This window comes from Thermoactinomyces vulgaris (assembly GCF_005886755.1).
Classification (GTDB): Bacteria; Bacillota; Bacilli; order Thermoactinomycetales; family Thermoactinomycetaceae; genus Thermoactinomyces; species Thermoactinomyces vulgaris.
In genome coordinates, this window is sequence record NZ_CP039710.1 from 137688 (window position 1) to 155000 (window position 17313).

General features: G+C 48.6%; 18 protein-coding genes and 1 other annotated feature. Of the genes, 1 reads left to right on the forward strand and 17 read right to left on the reverse strand.

The window, feature by feature from the left end; translation table 11 throughout:
• Positions 1-172: 172 nt before the first annotated feature.
• The 10 genes from FA954_RS00820 to FA954_RS00865 all read right to left on the reverse strand — a co-directional run bounded on the left by FA954_RS00820 (position 173) and on the right by FA954_RS00865 (position 9531).
• Positions 173-355: a small, acid-soluble spore protein, alpha/beta type gene (locus FA954_RS00820; protein ID WP_037997967.1), complete on the reverse strand. Its 183-nt coding sequence runs from the start codon at positions 353-355 to the stop codon at positions 173-175.
• Positions 356-492: 137 nt separating this feature from the next.
• Complete coding sequence (locus FA954_RS00825; protein WP_037997964.1) at positions 493-774, reverse strand: Veg family protein; 282 nt, start codon at positions 772-774, stop codon at positions 493-495.
• 123 nt (positions 775-897) lie between these two features.
• Entirely contained in the window at positions 898-1371 is a 474-nt protein-coding gene (locus FA954_RS00830; RefSeq protein ID WP_037997960.1) for a ribonuclease H-like YkuK family protein, read from the reverse strand.
• A gap of 49 nt (positions 1372-1420) precedes the next feature.
• Entirely contained in the window at positions 1421-2299 is an 879-nt protein-coding gene (gene rsmA / locus FA954_RS00835; RefSeq protein ID WP_037997957.1) for a 16S rRNA (adenine(1518)-N(6)/adenine(1519)-N(6))-dimethyltransferase RsmA, read from the reverse strand.
• Entirely contained in the window at positions 2296-2856 is a 561-nt protein-coding gene (gene rnmV, locus FA954_RS00840; protein WP_037997954.1) for a ribonuclease M5, read from the reverse strand. The genes rsmA and rnmV overlap by 4 nt, the downstream gene beginning before the upstream one ends.
• An 83-nt stretch (positions 2857-2939) precedes the next feature.
• The gene (locus tag FA954_RS00845) at positions 2940-3719 is read right to left on the reverse strand and encodes a TatD family hydrolase (RefSeq protein WP_037997950.1); all 780 of its coding nucleotides are present in this window, start codon (positions 3717-3719) and stop codon (positions 2940-2942) included.
• A 21-nt stretch (positions 3720-3740) separates the two neighbouring features.
• Positions 3741-4286 carry a signal peptidase I gene (lepB, locus tag FA954_RS00850; RefSeq protein WP_037997947.1) on the reverse strand — a complete coding sequence of 182 codons (546 nt, stop codon included), beginning with the start codon at positions 4284-4286 and terminating at the stop codon, positions 3741-3743.
• Positions 4287-4326: 40 nt separating this feature from the next.
• Positions 4327-6300 carry a methionine--tRNA ligase gene (metG, locus tag FA954_RS00855; RefSeq protein WP_037997944.1) on the reverse strand — a complete coding sequence of 658 codons (1974 nt, stop codon included), beginning with the start codon at positions 6298-6300 and terminating at the stop codon, positions 4327-4329.
• A 61-nt stretch (positions 6301-6361) separates the two neighbouring features.
• Positions 6362-6601 (reverse strand) — a binding site (T-box leader).
• A 92-nt stretch (positions 6602-6693) separates the two neighbouring features.
• Positions 6694-8550, reverse strand: a complete 1857-nt coding sequence (locus FA954_RS00860; RefSeq protein WP_049720798.1) for an ATP-binding protein — start codon at positions 8548-8550, stop codon at positions 6694-6696.
• A gap of 27 nt (positions 8551-8577) precedes the next feature.
• Positions 8578-9531 (reverse strand): DNA double-strand break repair nuclease NurA, encoded by a 954-nt coding sequence (locus tag FA954_RS00865; protein WP_037997939.1) that lies wholly within the window; start codon positions 9529-9531, stop codon positions 8578-8580.
• Positions 9532-9881: 350 nt separating this feature from the next.
• Here FA954_RS00865 and FA954_RS00870 point away from each other — a divergent pair, with 350 nt between their 5' ends.
• Positions 9882-10154: an AbrB/MazE/SpoVT family DNA-binding domain-containing protein gene (locus tag FA954_RS00870; RefSeq protein WP_037997937.1), complete on the forward strand. Its 273-nt coding sequence runs from the start codon at positions 9882-9884 to the stop codon at positions 10152-10154.
• Positions 10155-10420: 266 nt separating this feature from the next.
• Here the strand turns inward: FA954_RS00870 and FA954_RS00875 are convergent, their stop codons facing one another.
• The 7 genes from FA954_RS00875 to FA954_RS00905 form a co-directional block, all read right to left on the reverse strand.
• A complete protein-coding gene (locus tag FA954_RS00875; RefSeq protein WP_052186894.1) occupies positions 10421-11854 on the reverse strand; it encodes a PTS transporter subunit EIIC in 1434 nt (477 codons plus the stop codon).
• A 172-nt stretch (positions 11855-12026) separates the two neighbouring features.
• A complete protein-coding gene (gene rsmI / locus FA954_RS00880) occupies positions 12027-12920 on the reverse strand; it encodes a 16S rRNA (cytidine(1402)-2'-O)-methyltransferase (protein WP_037997935.1) in 894 nt (297 codons plus the stop codon).
• Positions 12892-13179, reverse strand: coding sequence for a GIY-YIG nuclease family protein (locus FA954_RS00885; RefSeq protein ID WP_037998027.1), 288 nt, complete (start codon positions 13177-13179; stop codon positions 12892-12894). Before FA954_RS00885 ends, rsmI begins: the two co-directional genes overlap by 29 nt.
• 40 nt (positions 13180-13219) lie before the next feature.
• Complete coding sequence (locus FA954_RS00890) at positions 13220-13585, reverse strand: initiation-control protein YabA (RefSeq protein ID WP_037997932.1); 366 nt, start codon at positions 13583-13585, stop codon at positions 13220-13222.
• A gap of 47 nt (positions 13586-13632) precedes the next feature.
• Positions 13633-14463 carry a PSP1 domain-containing protein gene (locus FA954_RS00895; RefSeq protein WP_037997929.1) on the reverse strand — a complete coding sequence of 277 codons (831 nt, stop codon included), beginning with the start codon at positions 14461-14463 and terminating at the stop codon, positions 13633-13635.
• A gap of 260 nt (positions 14464-14723) precedes the next feature.
• Positions 14724-15350 carry a dTMP kinase gene (gene tmk / locus FA954_RS00900; RefSeq protein WP_037997928.1) on the reverse strand — a complete coding sequence of 209 codons (627 nt, stop codon included), beginning with the start codon at positions 15348-15350 and terminating at the stop codon, positions 14724-14726.
• A gap of 34 nt (positions 15351-15384) precedes the next feature.
• Positions 15385-16800, reverse strand: coding sequence for an aminotransferase class I/II-fold pyridoxal phosphate-dependent enzyme (locus FA954_RS00905; protein ID WP_037998025.1), 1416 nt, complete (start codon positions 16798-16800; stop codon positions 15385-15387).
• Positions 16801-17313: the final 513 nt, after the last annotated feature.

The window sequence follows — 17313 nt, forward strand, 5'->3', positions numbered from 1 at the left end:
GATTGATTCCCTCCAATTTTCACACGGTCGCCATCCGCAAATTCCGGCACATGATTTTACTATTTTATCACGTTATGAGTCCGGACTAGTAGGTGGGAACAAATATTTTCCCGCAAAAAAAAGAGGCTCTCGGGATGCGAGAAGCCTCTTTAAAAAAGGAATGTCCCCGGTTTCACCTTGAACCTTGCTGTTTTAAATACTCTTCCGCAAGCTGAACCGCTCTTTTCACCATATTACCGGCATCACGGGTGGTGATTCCACCCCATCCTTCGCGTTTGACCACATCATAAAAGCCAAGATCTTTTGCCAGTTCATACTTAAAGCTTTCAGACATGATTCCGCGCCGACGAGCCAAGCGATCTCCTCCTTTGGTTCAGGGCAAATGGTTCAAGGGCAAAACACAGGGCTTTCTTATTATGCACCAAGCACCCGCAAGTATGTAATCGCTTACAAAGGTATGAAAAAAAAGAACACATTGGGATGTGTTCATAGTTATTGCGCAGATCTTACATATTTCACAGGTATTTGTTCATTTTCCCCGCTGTAAACCGTCAATTCAACGGATTCCGTCAGTATATCTGCATAGCTGTATGAAACACGGCTGAAAGCGTGATCCTCATCCAGCTTGACAACGAACACAGAAGGATATGTCTCTTCTAAAATGCCAGTTCGCTCAATGGTCTTACGGCGTCCGCTATTGGCTTTAAGGCGAATTTTTTGCCCGATAAAACCATCCAGAGTGCATTTGATTTCAGATAAAGCGTTTTTGCCCATTTTACGACCACCTCACTTATAGTCGATTATACTACAAGCGAAGTGAAAAGTCAAATTTTGTATTATAGCAAGGGGACAACATTTTTGTCAATAATATTTTCGCATATTTATTCCTTTTTTTTCTCATTTGGTAAACCGGTCGGCCACCGCGCTGGCGGCGTAAGATTCCGGTTTGATTTTCGCTGTATATCCAACGGATGTCACCCATCCGACCACTTCTTGAATCAGCTTCCTCGTTTCCCCTTGTTGTCCGACATCGAGATGGATTTCCATCGGGATATCCACAAAGAATCCAAAGAAGCCGTTTTTCTTCAACGTTTCAACGGCTTTCAAACTGTATTCCGTTTCCCGGTAGATCCGGTAACGCAAGTCACGAATGGCGGCATGGCGATATTTCGTGTAAAAGAAAATCGCCCCTTTGCCAATCCGCTGCACGATGAGCGCCGTGACAAAGATCGTTTCATTCTCCCGGGTTTGCGAATCGGTTCCGATCACCACTTTATATTGGGCATCCGGATCCTCTTGCAGATATCCCCGGATATCCATAATCATTTCATTCAGGCTTCTTCTACCTTTTCTCGGATGATAAAATTTCACGGAACAACCTCCATCGACTCAGGATATGGTTGATCCGAGACTCCGTTGGTTAAAACGATATCTTTTTCCGATCAAGCACTTCAGCCAAGACTGCAAATTCTTCCAAATCCAATGTTTCGGCGCGTCGTTTCGGATCAATTCCCGCTTCAGACATCCATTTTTCCAGTTCTTCTTTTGAAACGGAAGACAACAGATGAGAATGAAGCGAATTCAACAAGGTTTTCCGACGCTGATTAAATGCGGCCCGGACCATTTTGAAAAAGGCTTGTTCATCCGGAACCCGCACCTTCGGCTCTTTTCTAAGCGTCAAACAAACCACCTTGGAATCAACCTGCGGCCGCGGAACAAACACATGGCTCGGAACCCGCCCCACTTCTTCGACTTCCGCATAATACTGCACAAGAACCGACAAAGAACTGTAATCTTTGGTTCCCGGTGCCGCTTTCAGCCGGTCCGCCACCTCTTTTTGGATCATGATGACAATATTTGTAAGCGGCAGCCGTTCTTCGAGCAAGCGGACCAAAATCGGTGAAGTGACATAATAAGGCAGGTTGGCCACCACATGAAGGGAGCCGGTATCCCGAAAATGTTCTGCAACCACTGTTTTCAAATCCACTGTCAGTGCATCTGCATTTATTATTTCCACATTGTCATCATTTTGAAACAAATCTTCCAAAATCGGGATTAACCGTTGGTCGATCTCGATGGCCACCACTTTTCCCGCCGCCTGTGCCAAACGCTCCGTCAAAGCCCCGATTCCCGGTCCGATTTCAATGACCCCGGATTTTTTGGTCAGCGAAGCCGCATGGATAATCTTGTCCAATACATGGGAATCGGTTAAAAAATTTTGTCCCAGGCTCTTTTTCAGTTGGATTTGGTGTTCACTGAGCAATTTTTTCGTTCTTGCTGAAATCGGCTTTTCTTTCATTGTGTGCTTCCTTTCTCCTTCAGATAATCCAGCGCTTCTGCAATTTCTTCCCTAGTGATGCGCAAAACATGCAACCGCCGGTAAAATTGTTTGGCATTGGCGTAACCGATGCCAAGCCGTTCAGCCACCTGCTCCCGCAGTTTCCGGGAACCGGCATCACCGGCAAATCCCAAGTCCATATATTCTTCCCATGTCAGCGGAGGCTGCACCGTATCCTCTTTTTGGGCCGTACGGACTTTGGCCAAAGCTTCGATGATATCCTCCGCCTTGGCATGTTCAATTCCGATTTTGCGGTTTCCTTTCGCTTTTTTGGGGGATAAAAAAGCATGTTTGGCCCCGGGCACTTCCCTGGCAATTTTCTTGCGGATCTGTTCGCCGGCATAATCCGGGTCGGTAAAGATAATGACTCCCCGTTTCTGTTGGGCCCGTTTGATTTCAGCCAGCACATACGGCTCCAATGCCGAACCCTGTGTCTCAATCGTATCGGCTTCGACCGCTTTTTGGATCGCGATCGTATCATTTTTTCCTTCGACAACAATCACTTCATACACTTTCACACGTTCTCTTCCTCTCGCTCCACATTTTCCGAAAAAAGGCCAATGAGGAATGCACCTTCCCATTGGCCCGCAAAAACATTATTCTAATTTCCTTCATCAATTCCAAAAAGGCGAAAAGCGTTTTGCATGGTGATTTGAGCGAGCTCTTCCAAAGACATCCCCCGGATTTCGGCGATTTTTTCGGCAACGAGCCGGACATAGCCGGTCTCGTTTCGTTTTCCCCGGTAGGGATGGGGAGCCAAATAAGGACAATCGGTTTCAATGAGCAGACGGTCCAAGGGAACATGTTCCGCGATTTTTTGGGGAAGCTTGCCGTTTTTAAATGTGACAGGTCCTCCCAAACCGATCATGAAGTTCAAGTCAAGACATGCTTCCATAACCGAAAGGTCTCCGCCGAAGCAATGCATCACGCCTCCGACTTCTTCGGCATGTTCTTCCTTTAAGATCCGCACCACGTCCTCATCCGCATCCCGGTTGTGAATAATGATAGGCAATCCCGTTTCTTTGGCGATGGCGATTTGTTTGCGAAAAACCGCTTGCTGCATATCTTTGGGGGAGGTGTCCCAATGGTAATCCAATCCGATCTCCCCCAACGCCACCACTTTCGGGTGCCGGGTCATCGACTTGATCCACTCCAAATCCTCCGCGGTGCAATCCTTCGCCTCGACGGGATGCCAACCGACGGAAGCATAAATGAAGCAATAAGTTTCCGCCAGCTGAAGGGTTTGCCGGATGGTTTCCCGGTTATACCCCACATTCAACATATATTTTACGCCGTACTCCTCTCTTGCCCGCTCAATGACTTGTTCCCGGTCTTCGTCAAATTTCGGATCATTCAAATGGGTATGTGTGTCAAACAACATCACACGCCTCACCCTTTCCGGTTACTGCTTACTCTGCTGTGTCAAAAAATGCATCCGGTCCAGCGGCCATATGATCAAATCGGCACGGCCGACCACCGCATCGATGTTCACCGGGCCGATTCTGCGGCTGTCCTTGCTGTTGTTTCGGTTATCCCCGAGCACATAAATATGTCCTTCGGGCACCGTGACTTCCTCTTCCATGTTGAAATTCATGGGCTCATAAATATAAGGTTCTTCCAACGGTTTTCCGTTTCGAAACACCTTGCCGTCCTTTATGGCAATCTGGTCCCCGGGCAAGCCGATCACCCGTTTAATAAAATCCCGCTGTTCATCGGTATGGAAGACCACGATGTCCCCGTAATCGGGCTGGTCAACACGGTATATCAACTTGTTGACGATCAACAGCTCATCACCTTGCAAGGTGGGTTCCATGGATGCCCCGTGCACCTCATAGGGTACAAACAAAAAGGTGCGGATGCCCGCAGCGATAATCACGGCCAAGGCAATGGCCGCAACCCATTCCAACACCTTGTACCACTCATTGGACGAACTTTTTGTATCCGCCATCCGATCGTCCTCCTATCCCTGTTGCGGAAGGCATGCCGGTTTACTTGATTCTCGTGCCGTTCGGAATGTCCCCGGATACGGTCGCAAGCACCAGGCGTTCTCCCTCCGAGGCGGCCAAAATCATGCCTTCCGACAATTCACCGCGCAATTTCACCGGCTTCAAGTTGGTGACACAAATCACTTTCATTCCCTTTAACTCTTCCGGTTGATAGTGTTTGGCAATTCCCGAAACCACTTGTCTTTTTTCCGATCCCAAATCAAGTTGCAACTTTAACAGCCGGTCTGCTTTTTCAACCGGTTCCGCTTCCAGCACTTCCGCCACATGAAGTTCCACTTTGGCGAAGTCGTCGATGGAAATCAGACCCTCTGTTTTTTTCTGTTTTTCTTGTTTTTTCTCCTCTTTTTGTTGCACTTGTTGCGTGTTCCCAATCATTTTTAAGATCTCCTCCACTTCGCTTTTTACATCCAAACGCGGGAAAATCGGCTGACCTTTTTTGGTTTTCGTCCCCGGCTTTAACGCCCCGAAGGTGTACAAGCTGTCCCAGGTGGTCAGGTTCGCATCCTCAATCCCCAATTGTTCCCACATTTTCGCCGGCGCCTGGGTCATGAAAGGCTGAATCAAAATGCTGACCATTCTCAGTTCTTCCAGCAGATGGTACAGCACGGAACCCAGGGTGCTACGTTTTTCTTCATCTTTAGCCAGATTCCACGGCTGGGTCGCTTCAATATAACGGTTTCCGAAACGAACCAGCTCCCAAATGGCCGAAAGGGCAACCGAAAACTGCAATTCTTCCATGGCTTCTTCGACTTTATGTACCGTTTCGCGGGCTTTTTCAACCAGTTTTTGGTCATGTTCGGTTGCGTTTTCCACCCGTTCCGGCACAACCCCGTCAAAATACTTGTTCAACATAGCCAAGGTGCGATGCAACAAATTCCCCAAGTCGTTGGACAAATCAGCATTGGCCCGTTCCACGAAGGCTTCCGGCGTAAAGACCCCGTCAGCTCCAAACGGAACTTCGCGAAGCAAATAATAACGCACCGAGTCCAGCCCGTAGCGTTCGATCAACGGAATCGGATCGATCACGTTTCCTTTGGATTTGGACATCTTTTCGCCCATCACTTGGAAAAATCCGTGGCCGAACACTTTTTTCGGCAGCGGAAGCCCCAAAGCCATCAGGAAAATCGGCCAATAAATGGTGTGAAAACGGACAATGTCTTTTCCCACCAAGTGGACATCAGCCGGCCAGTACTTTTCAAACCGGGCTCTTTGCTCTTCATCATCAGACAGATAACCGATGGCCGTAATATAGTTGGTAAGTGCATCCAGCCATACATAGACCACGTGTTCCGGATCGCTGGCGACGGGAATTCCCCAGTCAAACGTCGTCCGCGAAATGCTGAGATCTTCCAACCCGGGCTTGATAAAGTTTTGGATCATTTCATTCTTCCGGGATTCCGGTTGAATAAAATCCGGGTTTTCTTCATAAAAGGCAAGCAGTTTGTCGACATACTTGCTCATCCGGAAAAAATAACTTTTCTCCTTGATCTTCTGGATGTCCCTGCCGCAATCCGGGCATTTTCCGCCTTCCGCCTGGCGATCGGTGAAAAAAGATTCACAGGGCACACAATACCATCCTTCATATTCCCCCAGATAAATATCCCCTTGATCCAACAGTTTCTGAAAGATCTTTTGCACCACTTTTTTATGACGGGGTTCAGTGGTCCGGATGAAGTCATCGTATGAGATATCCAAGGCCCCCCACAACTTTTGGATGCCGGCAACAATCTCGTCGACAAAAGTTTGGGGGTCTTTCCCGGCCGCTTCCGCACTTTTTTGGATTTTCTGCCCGTGCTCGTCGGTTCCGGTCAGGTACATGACATCATAACCGCGCAACCGTTTGTACCGGGCCATGGCATCCCCGGCCACCGTTGAATAAGCATGGCCGATATGCAAATGGCTGTTTGGATAATAAATCGGCGTTGTAATATAGAAAGTTTTCTTTTTGTCTCCCATCTTGGCAACCCCTTTCCGTCAAATCAGACTTGGTTTCTATGGAAATAAAAAATCCCGTCCACGTTGGGACGAGATCCGGTCTCGCGGTACCACCCAATTTGGCTTCATCGCACAAGAAAAGGCGATCACCCACTCTGCTCCCGTAACGCGGGAAAACGTTCTCTCCTACTTTGGGACAACGGTCCGGTTCAAAGAGAATACTCGGGGGCCATTTCATCGGCTTCCGCTATGCCGGCTTTCACCTGTCCCGGCTCTCTGTCCATAGCTTCCACCCACTACTCATCCCCGTCATCGAATCGGCAAGTGTTTAATTTGTCATTTAATTATACATCACAAAAAAGACCTTGAAAAGCTCCGGTTCCTGTCTCATAGTTTGAACCGGATCCTCTCTTTTTAAACTTTCAAACCTTCTCCGCGGTCGTACCGGACTGCAAAAGGCGTTTCATGTTTCGTCAATTTTCCGGATTGGGAAAGACGTTCCAGTTCCTGCTTCAGCCGGTGCACATCCCAATTCAGCCCGCATTCCTGATTGACCCGGCTCAACACTTGCATCAGGTCGGTTTCAAACACCGGCAAAGATTCCGTCAGCGTATCCAGCAATTTTTGGTCTTGTTGTGCGGAAAACCGTTTCAGCTCGTCAAACGGATTGGCCAAATGGGGACTTTGGGTGTAGGCGGCACGAATCCGTATAAACACCGTCCGCCCAAAAGCGGCTGACGAAACAAAGGTGTCCCCCGAGCGCAAATAAGGAAGCCGCTTCCCTTCTTCCGGGGTCAAATCCGTTTCTTCCCGCAAAGTGGCAATATCCGTGGCCCGAACGGTCCGGAATACGAATTTGGTGTTCAGCTGGGCGGTAATGGTCTCATCCAGCAATGTCGGGCGTTGCGTTGCCAGGAACAAAAAGACACCGTATTTCCGCCCTTCCTGCGCGATTTCCTTTAAAATCGACTTCGCCGGGGAATCGAGCGATTTGGGGGCAAAATTGTGAGCTTCATCAGTCACGATGACAAATGGCGGAAAGAAATGCCCTTCCTCCCCGTTCATTCGCGCATCTTTATACTCACGGCGTTTCCGGTACAGCGTACCGGTGACATAAGTGGCAAAAACTTGCAGGATCCAGGCGTTCCCCTGGACGACCACCAGCTTTCCTTGCTCCAGTCCCTGTTCAATGGACCGGATATCCCGCTGGAACAATCCGGCTTTGTCCAGACGTTTCAGACGCCAGTCCACTCCTTTGACGGAAGAAGGCGGCAAAGAACCGTATTGCTGCAACAATTGCATCAATTCCTGAATCCGTTGGACATCCATCGGTGTCAAATCTTCTTTCTTTCTTAACTGTCTTTCCAAACCTTGTTTCCCTTCATCGAGGGCTTGCACCAAATTGCCGATGCGATCGCTGAACGTTTCAAAACTGTCCCGGGGCCGGTGCAACATCTGGATCACATTCACCATGGAATCGGAAAGCTGGCTTCCGGCGGCCCGCAACAGTTCCACCACATCCCGCGTTGACAAATCGGAAAAAGAAATCCCCACTTCTTTGCCGATTTGCACCGTTACAAAAAGATCCCGAAAATCCGGAGCCTGGTTCGATAATCCGGGAGCCGGGTCGGAAAAGTCCATTTCAAAGTGCGGATCAAACACAAGCGCGGGAATCCGGAGTTTCATCAATTCTTCCAACATCACCCGCAAGCCGAATGATTTTCCCGATCCGGATCCGCCAAAGATGCCGACATGCGGATACTGTTGCATCGATTGAATGTCAAAAATGAAGGGAACCCCTTCTTGTGGCCTCAACTCGCCGTGCTCCATCATCACAACCCGGTCTTTTAAATCATCAGAAATCGTCCCCGCCATGGATTCCGTTCCCCGGATTTCCCCCAACGTCATTCCTTCATCCGGGGACGTTTTGACAAGGAGATGGCGCACTTCTTCAAATGAAGGCAAACGGACGGGACACCCGGTCCGCACCGGATGCGGGGCTTCCTCATACAGACGCAGCTTCGCCAGATTGATTTCATCCGATTCAATGTCATAGCCGATTTGTTCCAATGTATCAATCACTTGCCCGTCCACCAACGATTTATCCAGCCCCATCGGAATCAGGCGGTTGTACGACATGGTTTCCACCACTTCTCCCTGCGGATGGTTCAATGCAGGGTCTTCAATGACCAGAATTTCGTTGATGCGGAACTTCCGCTCCCGGGAGACAACATAAACTTCCTGTTGAGTGGTGACACCTACCACTTGCATGATCGATCTCTCCTGTTCCATCGGATTCTAAATCATCCGTTCTTTTCTTTTGCTTTGCAACAGCCGGTAACGCAGTTCAGGATCAATGTACTGTTCCACCATGGTTTCCACCAACGGGTCGGTAACCCTCACCTGATTGTCCACAATGTCCAGCCAGTAAGGGATGCCCCGTCCCTGCTCCGGCGTCAAGCTGTAAACCAACCTTGCCAGGTTCCACCGGTCTTCCCACTGGGACTTCAATCCGTCCAGTCCAATCGGTTGCGGGCTTTTGGAAGTCCGAAAAGCCATTTTCCACATGCGGCTTCCCGACGGGCTCCACGCTTCCCATTCAAACGCTTCCCCTTCTTGCAGGACCCCGTACAACAAATCACGGTCGGTCAATGCCGGATACTCGGGGAAAAAGGCATGAACCAAGGTCCGAGTCTCAATTTCCTCTGAAACCCCAACCAGAAGCGAATTTTGGCTTTCCGCCATTTGCGCCACTTGTTCCCAGCTTTTTGCATCCGATATATAGAAGTGCAGCAAAGAACCGTCCAACATCACGACCCGTGGAGCCCAGTCTTCCATCGCCTCCATCGTGACCTGCATTTCGAGACGGGACAACAGATCTCCTCTTTTGCGGGCTTCGCTGGCCGCATTGCCCTCTTTGGTTTCATCTCCTTTTAAAAGCGGCGTATACACATCCGCTGCCCACTTTTCTTTCCCGTTGGTGGCTTTGGCCAATGCCTGGAAAACGGACAAGGTGCGGGTTTGCGAGCCTTTGGTGGAGTTTACCGAACCATCGACTCCGACCAGAAACCGTTCTTGGAGAAAATCTTTGATCTCTTCGCCGCTCCATTTTTCAATGGAATAAAAAGCGCCTGCTTCTTTCAAACGTTTCCGTATGGCGGATTTATCGAGGGATTGCAAAGGAAAAGCTTGTTTCAATGAATCATTCAACCATTCCAATTTCCTCTTCAGTTCAACGGATACGGGTAACAATCCCACCCCTCCTTATATGGGTTGGCCGCCAATCTTCCGGCGGTTGCTGGTTATCGCCAAGCTGTCATTTCTATCATCTATTTTTGTAGAAATCTTAGAAAACAACAAGACTTATCATATCGGCGCGATATTAACAAAATAAATATTTATTGATAGATGTTAAACTTTTTTCTATCTAAATATATTTTATCCTTAATATTATTAAGGAATTTTCTATAAAAATCCTCTAGTTATATTGACTGTTATGGGAATCGTTGGTATGATGATCTTAACGTCGATGTCGAAATTTGACGTCAATTCAAAGAGAAAAATTTCCCAAAACCAGATTTCGTTGAGAGGAGATTCGGAAAATGTTAAAATCTACGGGCATTGTACGTAAGGTAGACGAACTTGGCCGTGTTGTTATACCTATCGAATTACGTCGAACACTGGGAATTGGCGAAAAAGACGCCCTGGAAATTTATGTTGACGGTGAACGGATTGTTCTGAAAAAATATGAACCCGCTTGCATTTTCAGTGGCGAAGTGGAAGACACCGTTCGCTATAAAAATAAAGTTGTCAGCAAAAAATGTATCGAAGAGATGTATCAAATGATCCATGGTGAAAAAGTCTACGCAGACTAAGGAAAAATTTGTTATAAACAAAATCATTTCCTTCCCTCTCGACTCACGTGCTTTCCCGCTTGAAGGATAGAATTTCACTTTTTTGTTTCATTTTAGCAATCATCATCCGACCACATACATATAAAAAATACAGGGTTACGGAAATGATTTCTTTGTTGTTCCAAAAGTTTGCCAATTGCATGTCACAATTCATTTCGCATGAAACTCTTCTGCACGCTCAAGATAAAGCGAGGCTCATCAGTTGAACCTCGCTTTTTTTATGCCGGTTATTGCTTTTCCTCCGGTTTTTCCCCGGTTTCTTGCTGCTCTTCGGCTTGAATCCATTGTAAGATCCGGTCCTTCAATTGTTCGGATTTGGTACCGAAAACGGCTTGGAAGTTCCCGGAACCTACTTTGATCACTCCGGAAGCCCCCAGTTTTTTCAATTGTTCCTCATCCAGTTTGTCTTCATCTTTCACCGTCATCCTTAACCGGGTGATACAAGCATCCAATTGGTCGATATTCTCTTTTCCACCGATGGCTGCCAAAACCTTCCTGGCTAATTCGTCTTCATCGGATCGGGCCTGTTTTTGTTTCTCCGCGCCGTCTTCCGTTTCATCTTCACGTCCCGGCGTTTTCAAATTCATCCAACGGATTAACAACCGGAACACCACATAATAAATCACCGCATAAATGATCCCGACCAATGCCAACAGCCACGGTTTGGTTGCCAGATGCATATTCAGGAAAAAGTCAATGCCCCCGGCTGAAAAGGAAAATCCGTGGCGGATTCCAAGCAGGTAAACCACTGCCATGGAAGTTCCGGTAAGAATGGCATGAATGACATAAAGAAAAGGTGCGACAAACATAAATGAGAACTCAATGGGTTCGGTGATTCCGGTGATCAATGCCGTCAGCGCCGCACTGATCAAAATCCCCGAAACCAGTTTGCGACGTTCCGGCTTTACTTCATGCAGCATGGCAAAACATGCCGCCGGCAGCGCAAACATCAAAATGGGATAAAATCCGGTCATAAAGATTCCGGCAGACGGATCTTGAGCAAAGAAACGGGGGATGTCCCCGGTAACCACATTGCCGGCTTCGGTCGTGTATTCACCAATGTTAAACCAGACCAATGTATTTAAAATATGATGCAGTCCGAAAGGAATCAGCAGACGGTTAAACACCCCGTACAAGAAAAGCCCGATGGCTCCTTGCCCGATAATCCAATTTCCGCCGGCATTGATCGCCTGTTGAACCGGCGGCCAAACCACCAGAAAGATGAGACCGACCAAAACCATGACCAAGGAAGTGACAATGGGGACAAAACGCTTGCCGCCAAAGAATTGCAGCCAGTCCGGCAGTTTTATATCGTGATAGCGATTGTACATATAAGCCGCAATGGCCCCGGCGATGATTCCGCCCAGCACTCCCGTGTTTAATTCCATCGATTCGGTGCTGCCGAGGGAAACTACTTTGCTCATCAGAAAATAGCCGACAACTGCCGCCAACGCGGATGCACCGGCATTCCCCGTCAGTCCGAGGGCCACCCCGATGGCAAACAACAGGGCGAGATTGTCAAAAATGGCACTGCCCCCGGCATTAAAGACTTCGCCGATAAAATACGGAACCGATCCTTCCGCAAAATATTCCTGGTTCGTTAATAACGCGCCGAAACCCATCAAAATCCCGGCGGCCGGAAGAACGGCGATCGGCAACATGAATGACTTCCCGATTCGCTGTAAAGCCCCGAGAAGCGCGCCTTTTTTCTTCAAACGATTCACCTCCAGAAATAAAAAACCGCTTCCTTTATCGTTTCAATTATACATGAAACGGACATGCTACTGGAATTCCTTTGCTTTTTTCTTTTTGTCTGCTCCATTCCAACCGGATTTATTCCACATCCGCCCCGTTTTTGTGATAAGCGTTGTACACTTCCCGCTTGGGCAGGGAACGTTCCCGAGCCACTTGCTTCACCGCTTCTTTCTTTGTCCATCCCTGACTGATATATTTTTCGACATGTTCATGAATGGACCATGAATGCCATTCTTCTTCCGGCTCCGTATCTTCCGTCCGGGAAAGGTCCGCTCCTTCCACCACAATCGTAAATTCCCCCCGCGCTTTCTTCTCCTTGAAATAATCCAGCCCGTCACTCAATTTTCCCCTCAACCATTCTTCGTGTTTTTTGGTCAGTTCACGGCAAATGGCCACATTCCTGTTTCCCAGAACCTCCAGCAGATCTTTCAACATCTCCGGCAACCGGTGGGGGGCTTCATAAAAGATCAGGGTGGCCGGAATCAAGCGCCAGCTTTCCAACTCCTTCTTCCGTTCCTTTTTTCCCCTGGGCAAGAAGCCGATAAAAACAAACGGTTGTGTGGGAAGCCCCGAAGCCACCAGAGCGGAGACGGCCGCATTGGGGCCAGGGATCGGAACCACGGGAATCCCCCGGCTGGTGACCTTTTGGATGAGCGGTTCGCCGGGATCGGAAATGCCGGGCATCCCCGCATCGCTGACCAGCGCAATGTTTTTGCCATCCATCAACTTTTGGATAAGTTCCGGCTCTCTGGATTGCTTGTTATGCTCATGGTAACTGACCAGCGTTCCCCGGATCCCGAACGCGCTGAGCAACTTGCGGGTATGGCGTGTGTCTTCCGCCGCAATGATATCCACTTGCTCCAATATTTCGCGGGCCCTCGGACTGAAATCGTGTAAATTGCCAATCGGGGTCCCGACAACATAAAGCGTCCCTTCTTGTCCTTCATTCATGAAACTCTTTTGAATCTCCATCCATGACTCCCCTTTTTTTGATTAATTCCCACTTCTTTCGCCTGGACATTTTTTTGATTTCTCTTTCCCGTTTCAAAGCCCAAGATTTATCGCCCCCTCTTTCCACATATCGTAACCGGACGGGCAACCGCCCGCGTGTATATTTGGCACCTTTCCCCTGTTGATGGGATTTCATTCTTTGCTTTAAACGATTGGTGATTCCCGTATACAGGGTTCCGTCACTGCATTCCAGGATATAAACGACATAAGGTTTGGACATTTTTCCCCTCTCCGCATAAAAAAACGCCGGGATCCCGGCGTCATTTTTCTTTCGATGATTTATTGAGAAAGGCAATGCAAAACAGGCAATCCCCTTCACCGCGCATACGACCGTAGTGAACATTGCAAATATGAAATCCTTCATCGTATAAATCAACCAGATGATGAACTCCTTGTCCAACGTCTTCTTCGTCTTGTTCCTTGTTTCCTGCCCGGGTTTGATCCCGGTTTGATGCAAGAACCCTTGCCTCTTCCTTTTCCTGTAACCGTTGATTTTCCATAACCAGCCGAGTGTTGTCCTCGATCAATTCCACAATCTGCTCTTTCAGACCGCCCAATTCGATATATAATTCACCGATTTGTTCTTCGACACGCGCGATCCGTTTAAAGATTTCTTCCTTGTCCAAGCCCCCCCACCTCGTTCAAGCACCAAAAACGGTTAAGATTTTTTCATCTATGATTTCATTCCGCTGGCCTGCGGAGATCCGCCGATGGTTACATCCTCAATGTCATATTCAACCATGGCGCCGGTATCCGCCAGTTCCACCAGAACCCGACGCTCCAACATGTTTATTGATATCACTTTACCCATTCCTTCTTTGGTGACGACCTGTTCGCCCAAATCGGGCAGGAGCTGTTTGGCCTCTGCATACACCTCATTTTCAAATTTGAGGCAACACATCAATCGGCCGCACAACCCGGATATTTTGGCCGGATTTAATGAAAGGTTTTGATCTTTGGCCATCTTGATCGAAACCGGTTCAAAGTCCCCCAAAAAGGAGGAGCAGCAGAGAACCCGGCCGCAAGGGCCCAGTCCCCCGAGCATCTTCGCTTCATCCCGGACTCCGATTTGGCGCAATTCGATGCGGGTTCGAAAAACGGCAGCCAAATCCCGCACCAATTCCCGGAAGTCCACCCGACCGTCTGCTGTAAAATAAAAAATGATTTTATTCCGGTCAAATGTATATTCGGCATCCACGAGCTTCATTTCCAACCCGTGATTGCGTATTTTCTCCAGGCAGACTCCCATTGCTGATTTTGCTGCCTTTTGATTCTCCTCCACTTGCTTTTTGTCTTGTTCCGTGGCAATCCGGATCACCGGTTTCAGTGGCAAAACCACCTCGTCATCTTTTACATAGCGTATGCCGGAAACCACTTGTCCGTATTCAATTCCGCGAACTGTTTCCACAATCACGTAATTTCCGCGTTTCACCTCGAAATCGAGTGGATCAAAAAAATATATCTTACCCGCTTGTCGGAAGCGGACACCTATTACTCTTTGCATGCAGCAATCCCTCCAAAACAGCCAATACCCTGAAGACCAGTATGGCCAGAGGTTGCATATCGGCCAGTCATCCGCCGGTAAGGCAAGCGGCAAACATCACCTGTTTTGCAACAAGTTCGGAAAAAATCTATCTCAACGCGTTCGGAATCTTATGCAACCGTTTGGTTATCAGGTTCCAAAAGTTTTGCACAAACCAGTGCTCAGAACCTTTGATAACATTTTATCATCGATGATAAAAGTTGAGCAAATTCTATTTCAGATTAACGGAGAAACCATGAATTCAGATCCTCCACGATCTCCTGAAACACTCTGTCGCCGGACTGTTCCGCACGGATGGTGCAAAAGCGGGACGGCTCTTTAGAAGCAATTTGCCGGAACCCTTTGCGGACCCGTTCATGAAACATTTTCTCTTTCAACTCCATGCGATCCTTCTTCCCTCCGCGGCTCAACAGCCGTTTTCGGCCCACTTCCACCGGGATGTCGAGCAAATACGTACGGTCCGGCATCAATCCGTCCGTGGCCCATTGGTTCAGTTTTCTCACTTCCTCCACATCTTTTTCAGCCCCGTAACCTTGATAAGCCAAGCTTGAATCAATATAGCGGTCACAAAGCACCACAAATCCCTGATCCAAATGGGGGCGGATCACTTCATTGACAAGCTGGGCACGGGAAGAGGCATACAACAACACCTCGGTCTTCCATTTCATCTCGCTCCGGCCGGGATCGAGCAAAATTTCCCGCACACGATCCCCGATGATGGTCCCCCCGGGTTCCCGCACCACCAGGCAAGGAACCCGCCGCTTTTGCAAATATTGGTGAACCCGCTTGATTTGTGTTGTTTTTCCGGCTCCTTCCGGACCTTCAAAAGTAATAAACTTTCCTTTCATCGTTCTCCTCCATCCTGCGCTTGGCTCAACGTATTCAGGTTAGCACATTCACGGTGGGATTGAAATGTTGTGAAACCCCCCGCACTTGCCCGCCGCCTTTGAGAATGGTTTCAATGGTTTCCTGCGCTTCCCGGGTCCATGTCTCTCCGGGCAGCACCACCGGGATTCCCGGCGGATAAGGAACCACCATCTCCACGGCGACCTTGCCCGCGGCTTCACTTAAGGGCACCGCCCGGAAAGACCGGCGGCGAAGTTCGCTCAGTGGCAGGCGGACTTTTTGCGTATCCGTTGCAAAAGCAAAGGAAACCTTGGCAGAGGAAGCAGGAATCCCTGCAAGAGATTGATCAATTTTTTTTAGAGCTTTCCACAGGATCTTTAAATCCTCCCGGGTGGTTCCCAGACTCAAAACCAACAATACGGACAACGGATCGGCCAATTCCGCATGAATGCCTTCCTGTTTCAGCCGATCGGCCAATTGGAATCCCGTTATTTTTCCATTGGCCGTCAAGGTGAATTTCAATGGATCATCCGCTTTTAGCTCAGACAAAGATTGAAGAGATTGGATATTTCCCCGGAAATATTCCAGATCGGTTAACAAACGGTCCAAGAGCCTTTCCCCTTCTGTCGCCATAAGACGGCGTGTCACATCCAAGGAGGCCATCAGTGGATAAGAAGGACTGCTTGATTCGATCACCCGCAGCCAGTGACGCACTTCGTCAGGGGAAACCCTTTGGCCTTGCAAGTGTAACATGGACGACATGGTCATGGAAGGCAACATCTTATGGGTGGACTGAACAGCAATATCCGCTCCCAAATCCATGGCAGACTGCGGCAGTGCTTTGTGAAATCCAAAGTGCGCCCCATGGGCTTCATCCACGATGAGCGGAACCCGATGCCGGTGGCAAACCTGCGCAATTTCCCGGACCGGTTGAACCCTGCCATAGTAGGACGGACTGGTCAGGACCACCGCTTTCACCGAATCATCTTCCTTTAAAATCCGTTCAATTTCCCGGGGGGAAACCGGCTTTTCCACTCCGCATTCATCAAAACCGGTCTTCAAATAAACAGGCTTGGCTCCTGCCAACATGCAGCCGTGAAACACAGATTGATGGCTGCTTCGCTGCACAATCACCGAACCCCCGGATGGACAACATGCCAAAATCGCAGCCAAGTTGCCGGCGGTCGTCCCCCCCACCAAAAAATAAGTCGTTGTTGCCCGAAAAGCTTCCGCCGCCAGCTGCTGGGCTTCTTTAATGACTCCCGTCGGCTGGTGTAAATCATCCAGCTGCCCCACTTCCGTCAAATCCATGGATAAAAGAGGATGAAACCATTCCAATGCTTCCCGGTCAAACATTTGCCCCTGTTTATGGCCCGGCACATGGAAATTGATCCACTTTCGTGCCACATGTTCTTTTAATGCATCAAATATTGGCGCTCTCGTCTGATCCAAATTTTTTCTCCCTCCGTTTACAAGAAAAAAGACTTGAACATTCAAGTCTCAACGGTTTTCGCTCTTTTTCTTTTTCTCTGCAACAAAATCTCCGTCCAATTGAACGATCCGTCCGGTGAAAAGGACATGGTTTTGAAAGAAACCGCTTTGGGTCTTGAAAAAACGGCATCCACCCAAACCACCGGCAATCGGTGCTTCCCTTGAGGACCAACGCGCCCTGATCCCTTTTTCGTTTCTGTTGCATCAGATCGTTGCTTTGCCCATTAGATCCAGTTTCATGACAACCGCCCCATGACCATGGAATCACCGGTTCATTTCAATTCATCGCCAAACCCACTTCGTCTTATTATACCAATAACAGACGGACTCCATAAGTTTTTGGCAGCCATCTTTTAAGTTTGGCAACCATCTTTTCCGGCGTTTTTTCGCCCCTTCGTCTTTGTCTTTTTCCTGCCGATGATTCAACGATCTTTGTATCATTCATCCACAGAAAAAAGGTGATCCATCCCGCCT

Bases quoted from the DNA above. Each gene is read 5' to 3' on its own strand.
- FA954_RS00885 (WP_037998027.1), bottom strand. From the start codon at position 13,179: ATGTCCAAACCTTATGTCGTTTATATCCTGGAATGCAGTGACGGAACC.
- rsmA (WP_037997957.1), bottom strand. From the start codon at position 2,299: ATGAAAGAAAAGCCGATTTCAGCAAGAACGAAAAAATTGCTCAGTGAA.
- FA954_RS00870 (WP_037997937.1), top strand. From the start codon at position 9,882: ATGTTAAAATCTACGGGCATTGTACGTAAGGTAGACGAACTTGGCCGT.
- tmk (WP_037997928.1), bottom strand. From the start codon at position 15,350: ATGAAAGGAAAGTTTATTACTTTTGAAGGTCCGGAAGGAGCCGGAAAA.
- FA954_RS00860 (WP_049720798.1), bottom strand. From the start codon at position 8,550: ATGCAAGTGGTAGGTGTCACCACTCAACAGGAAGTTTATGTTGTCTCC.
- FA954_RS00845 (WP_037997950.1), bottom strand. From the start codon at position 3,719: ATGTTGTTTGACACACATACCCATTTGAATGATCCGAAATTTGACGAA.
- FA954_RS00825 (WP_037997964.1), bottom strand. From the start codon at position 774: ATGGGCAAAAACGCTTTATCTGAAATCAAATGCACTCTGGATGGTTTT.
- FA954_RS00895 (WP_037997929.1), bottom strand. From the start codon at position 14,463: ATGCAAAGAGTAATAGGTGTCCGCTTCCGACAAGCGGGTAAGATATAT.
- FA954_RS00875 (WP_052186894.1), bottom strand. From the start codon at position 11,854: ATGTTGCCGATCGCCGTTCTTCCGGCCGCCGGGATTTTGATGGGTTTC.
- lepB (WP_037997947.1), bottom strand. From the start codon at position 4,286: ATGGCGGATACAAAAAGTTCGTCCAATGAGTGGTACAAGGTGTTGGAA.
- metG (WP_037997944.1), bottom strand. From the start codon at position 6,300: ATGGGAGACAAAAAGAAAACTTTCTATATTACAACGCCGATTTATTAT.
- rsmI (WP_037997935.1), bottom strand. From the start codon at position 12,920: ATGGAGATTCAAAAGAGTTTCATGAATGAAGGACAAGAAGGGACGCTT.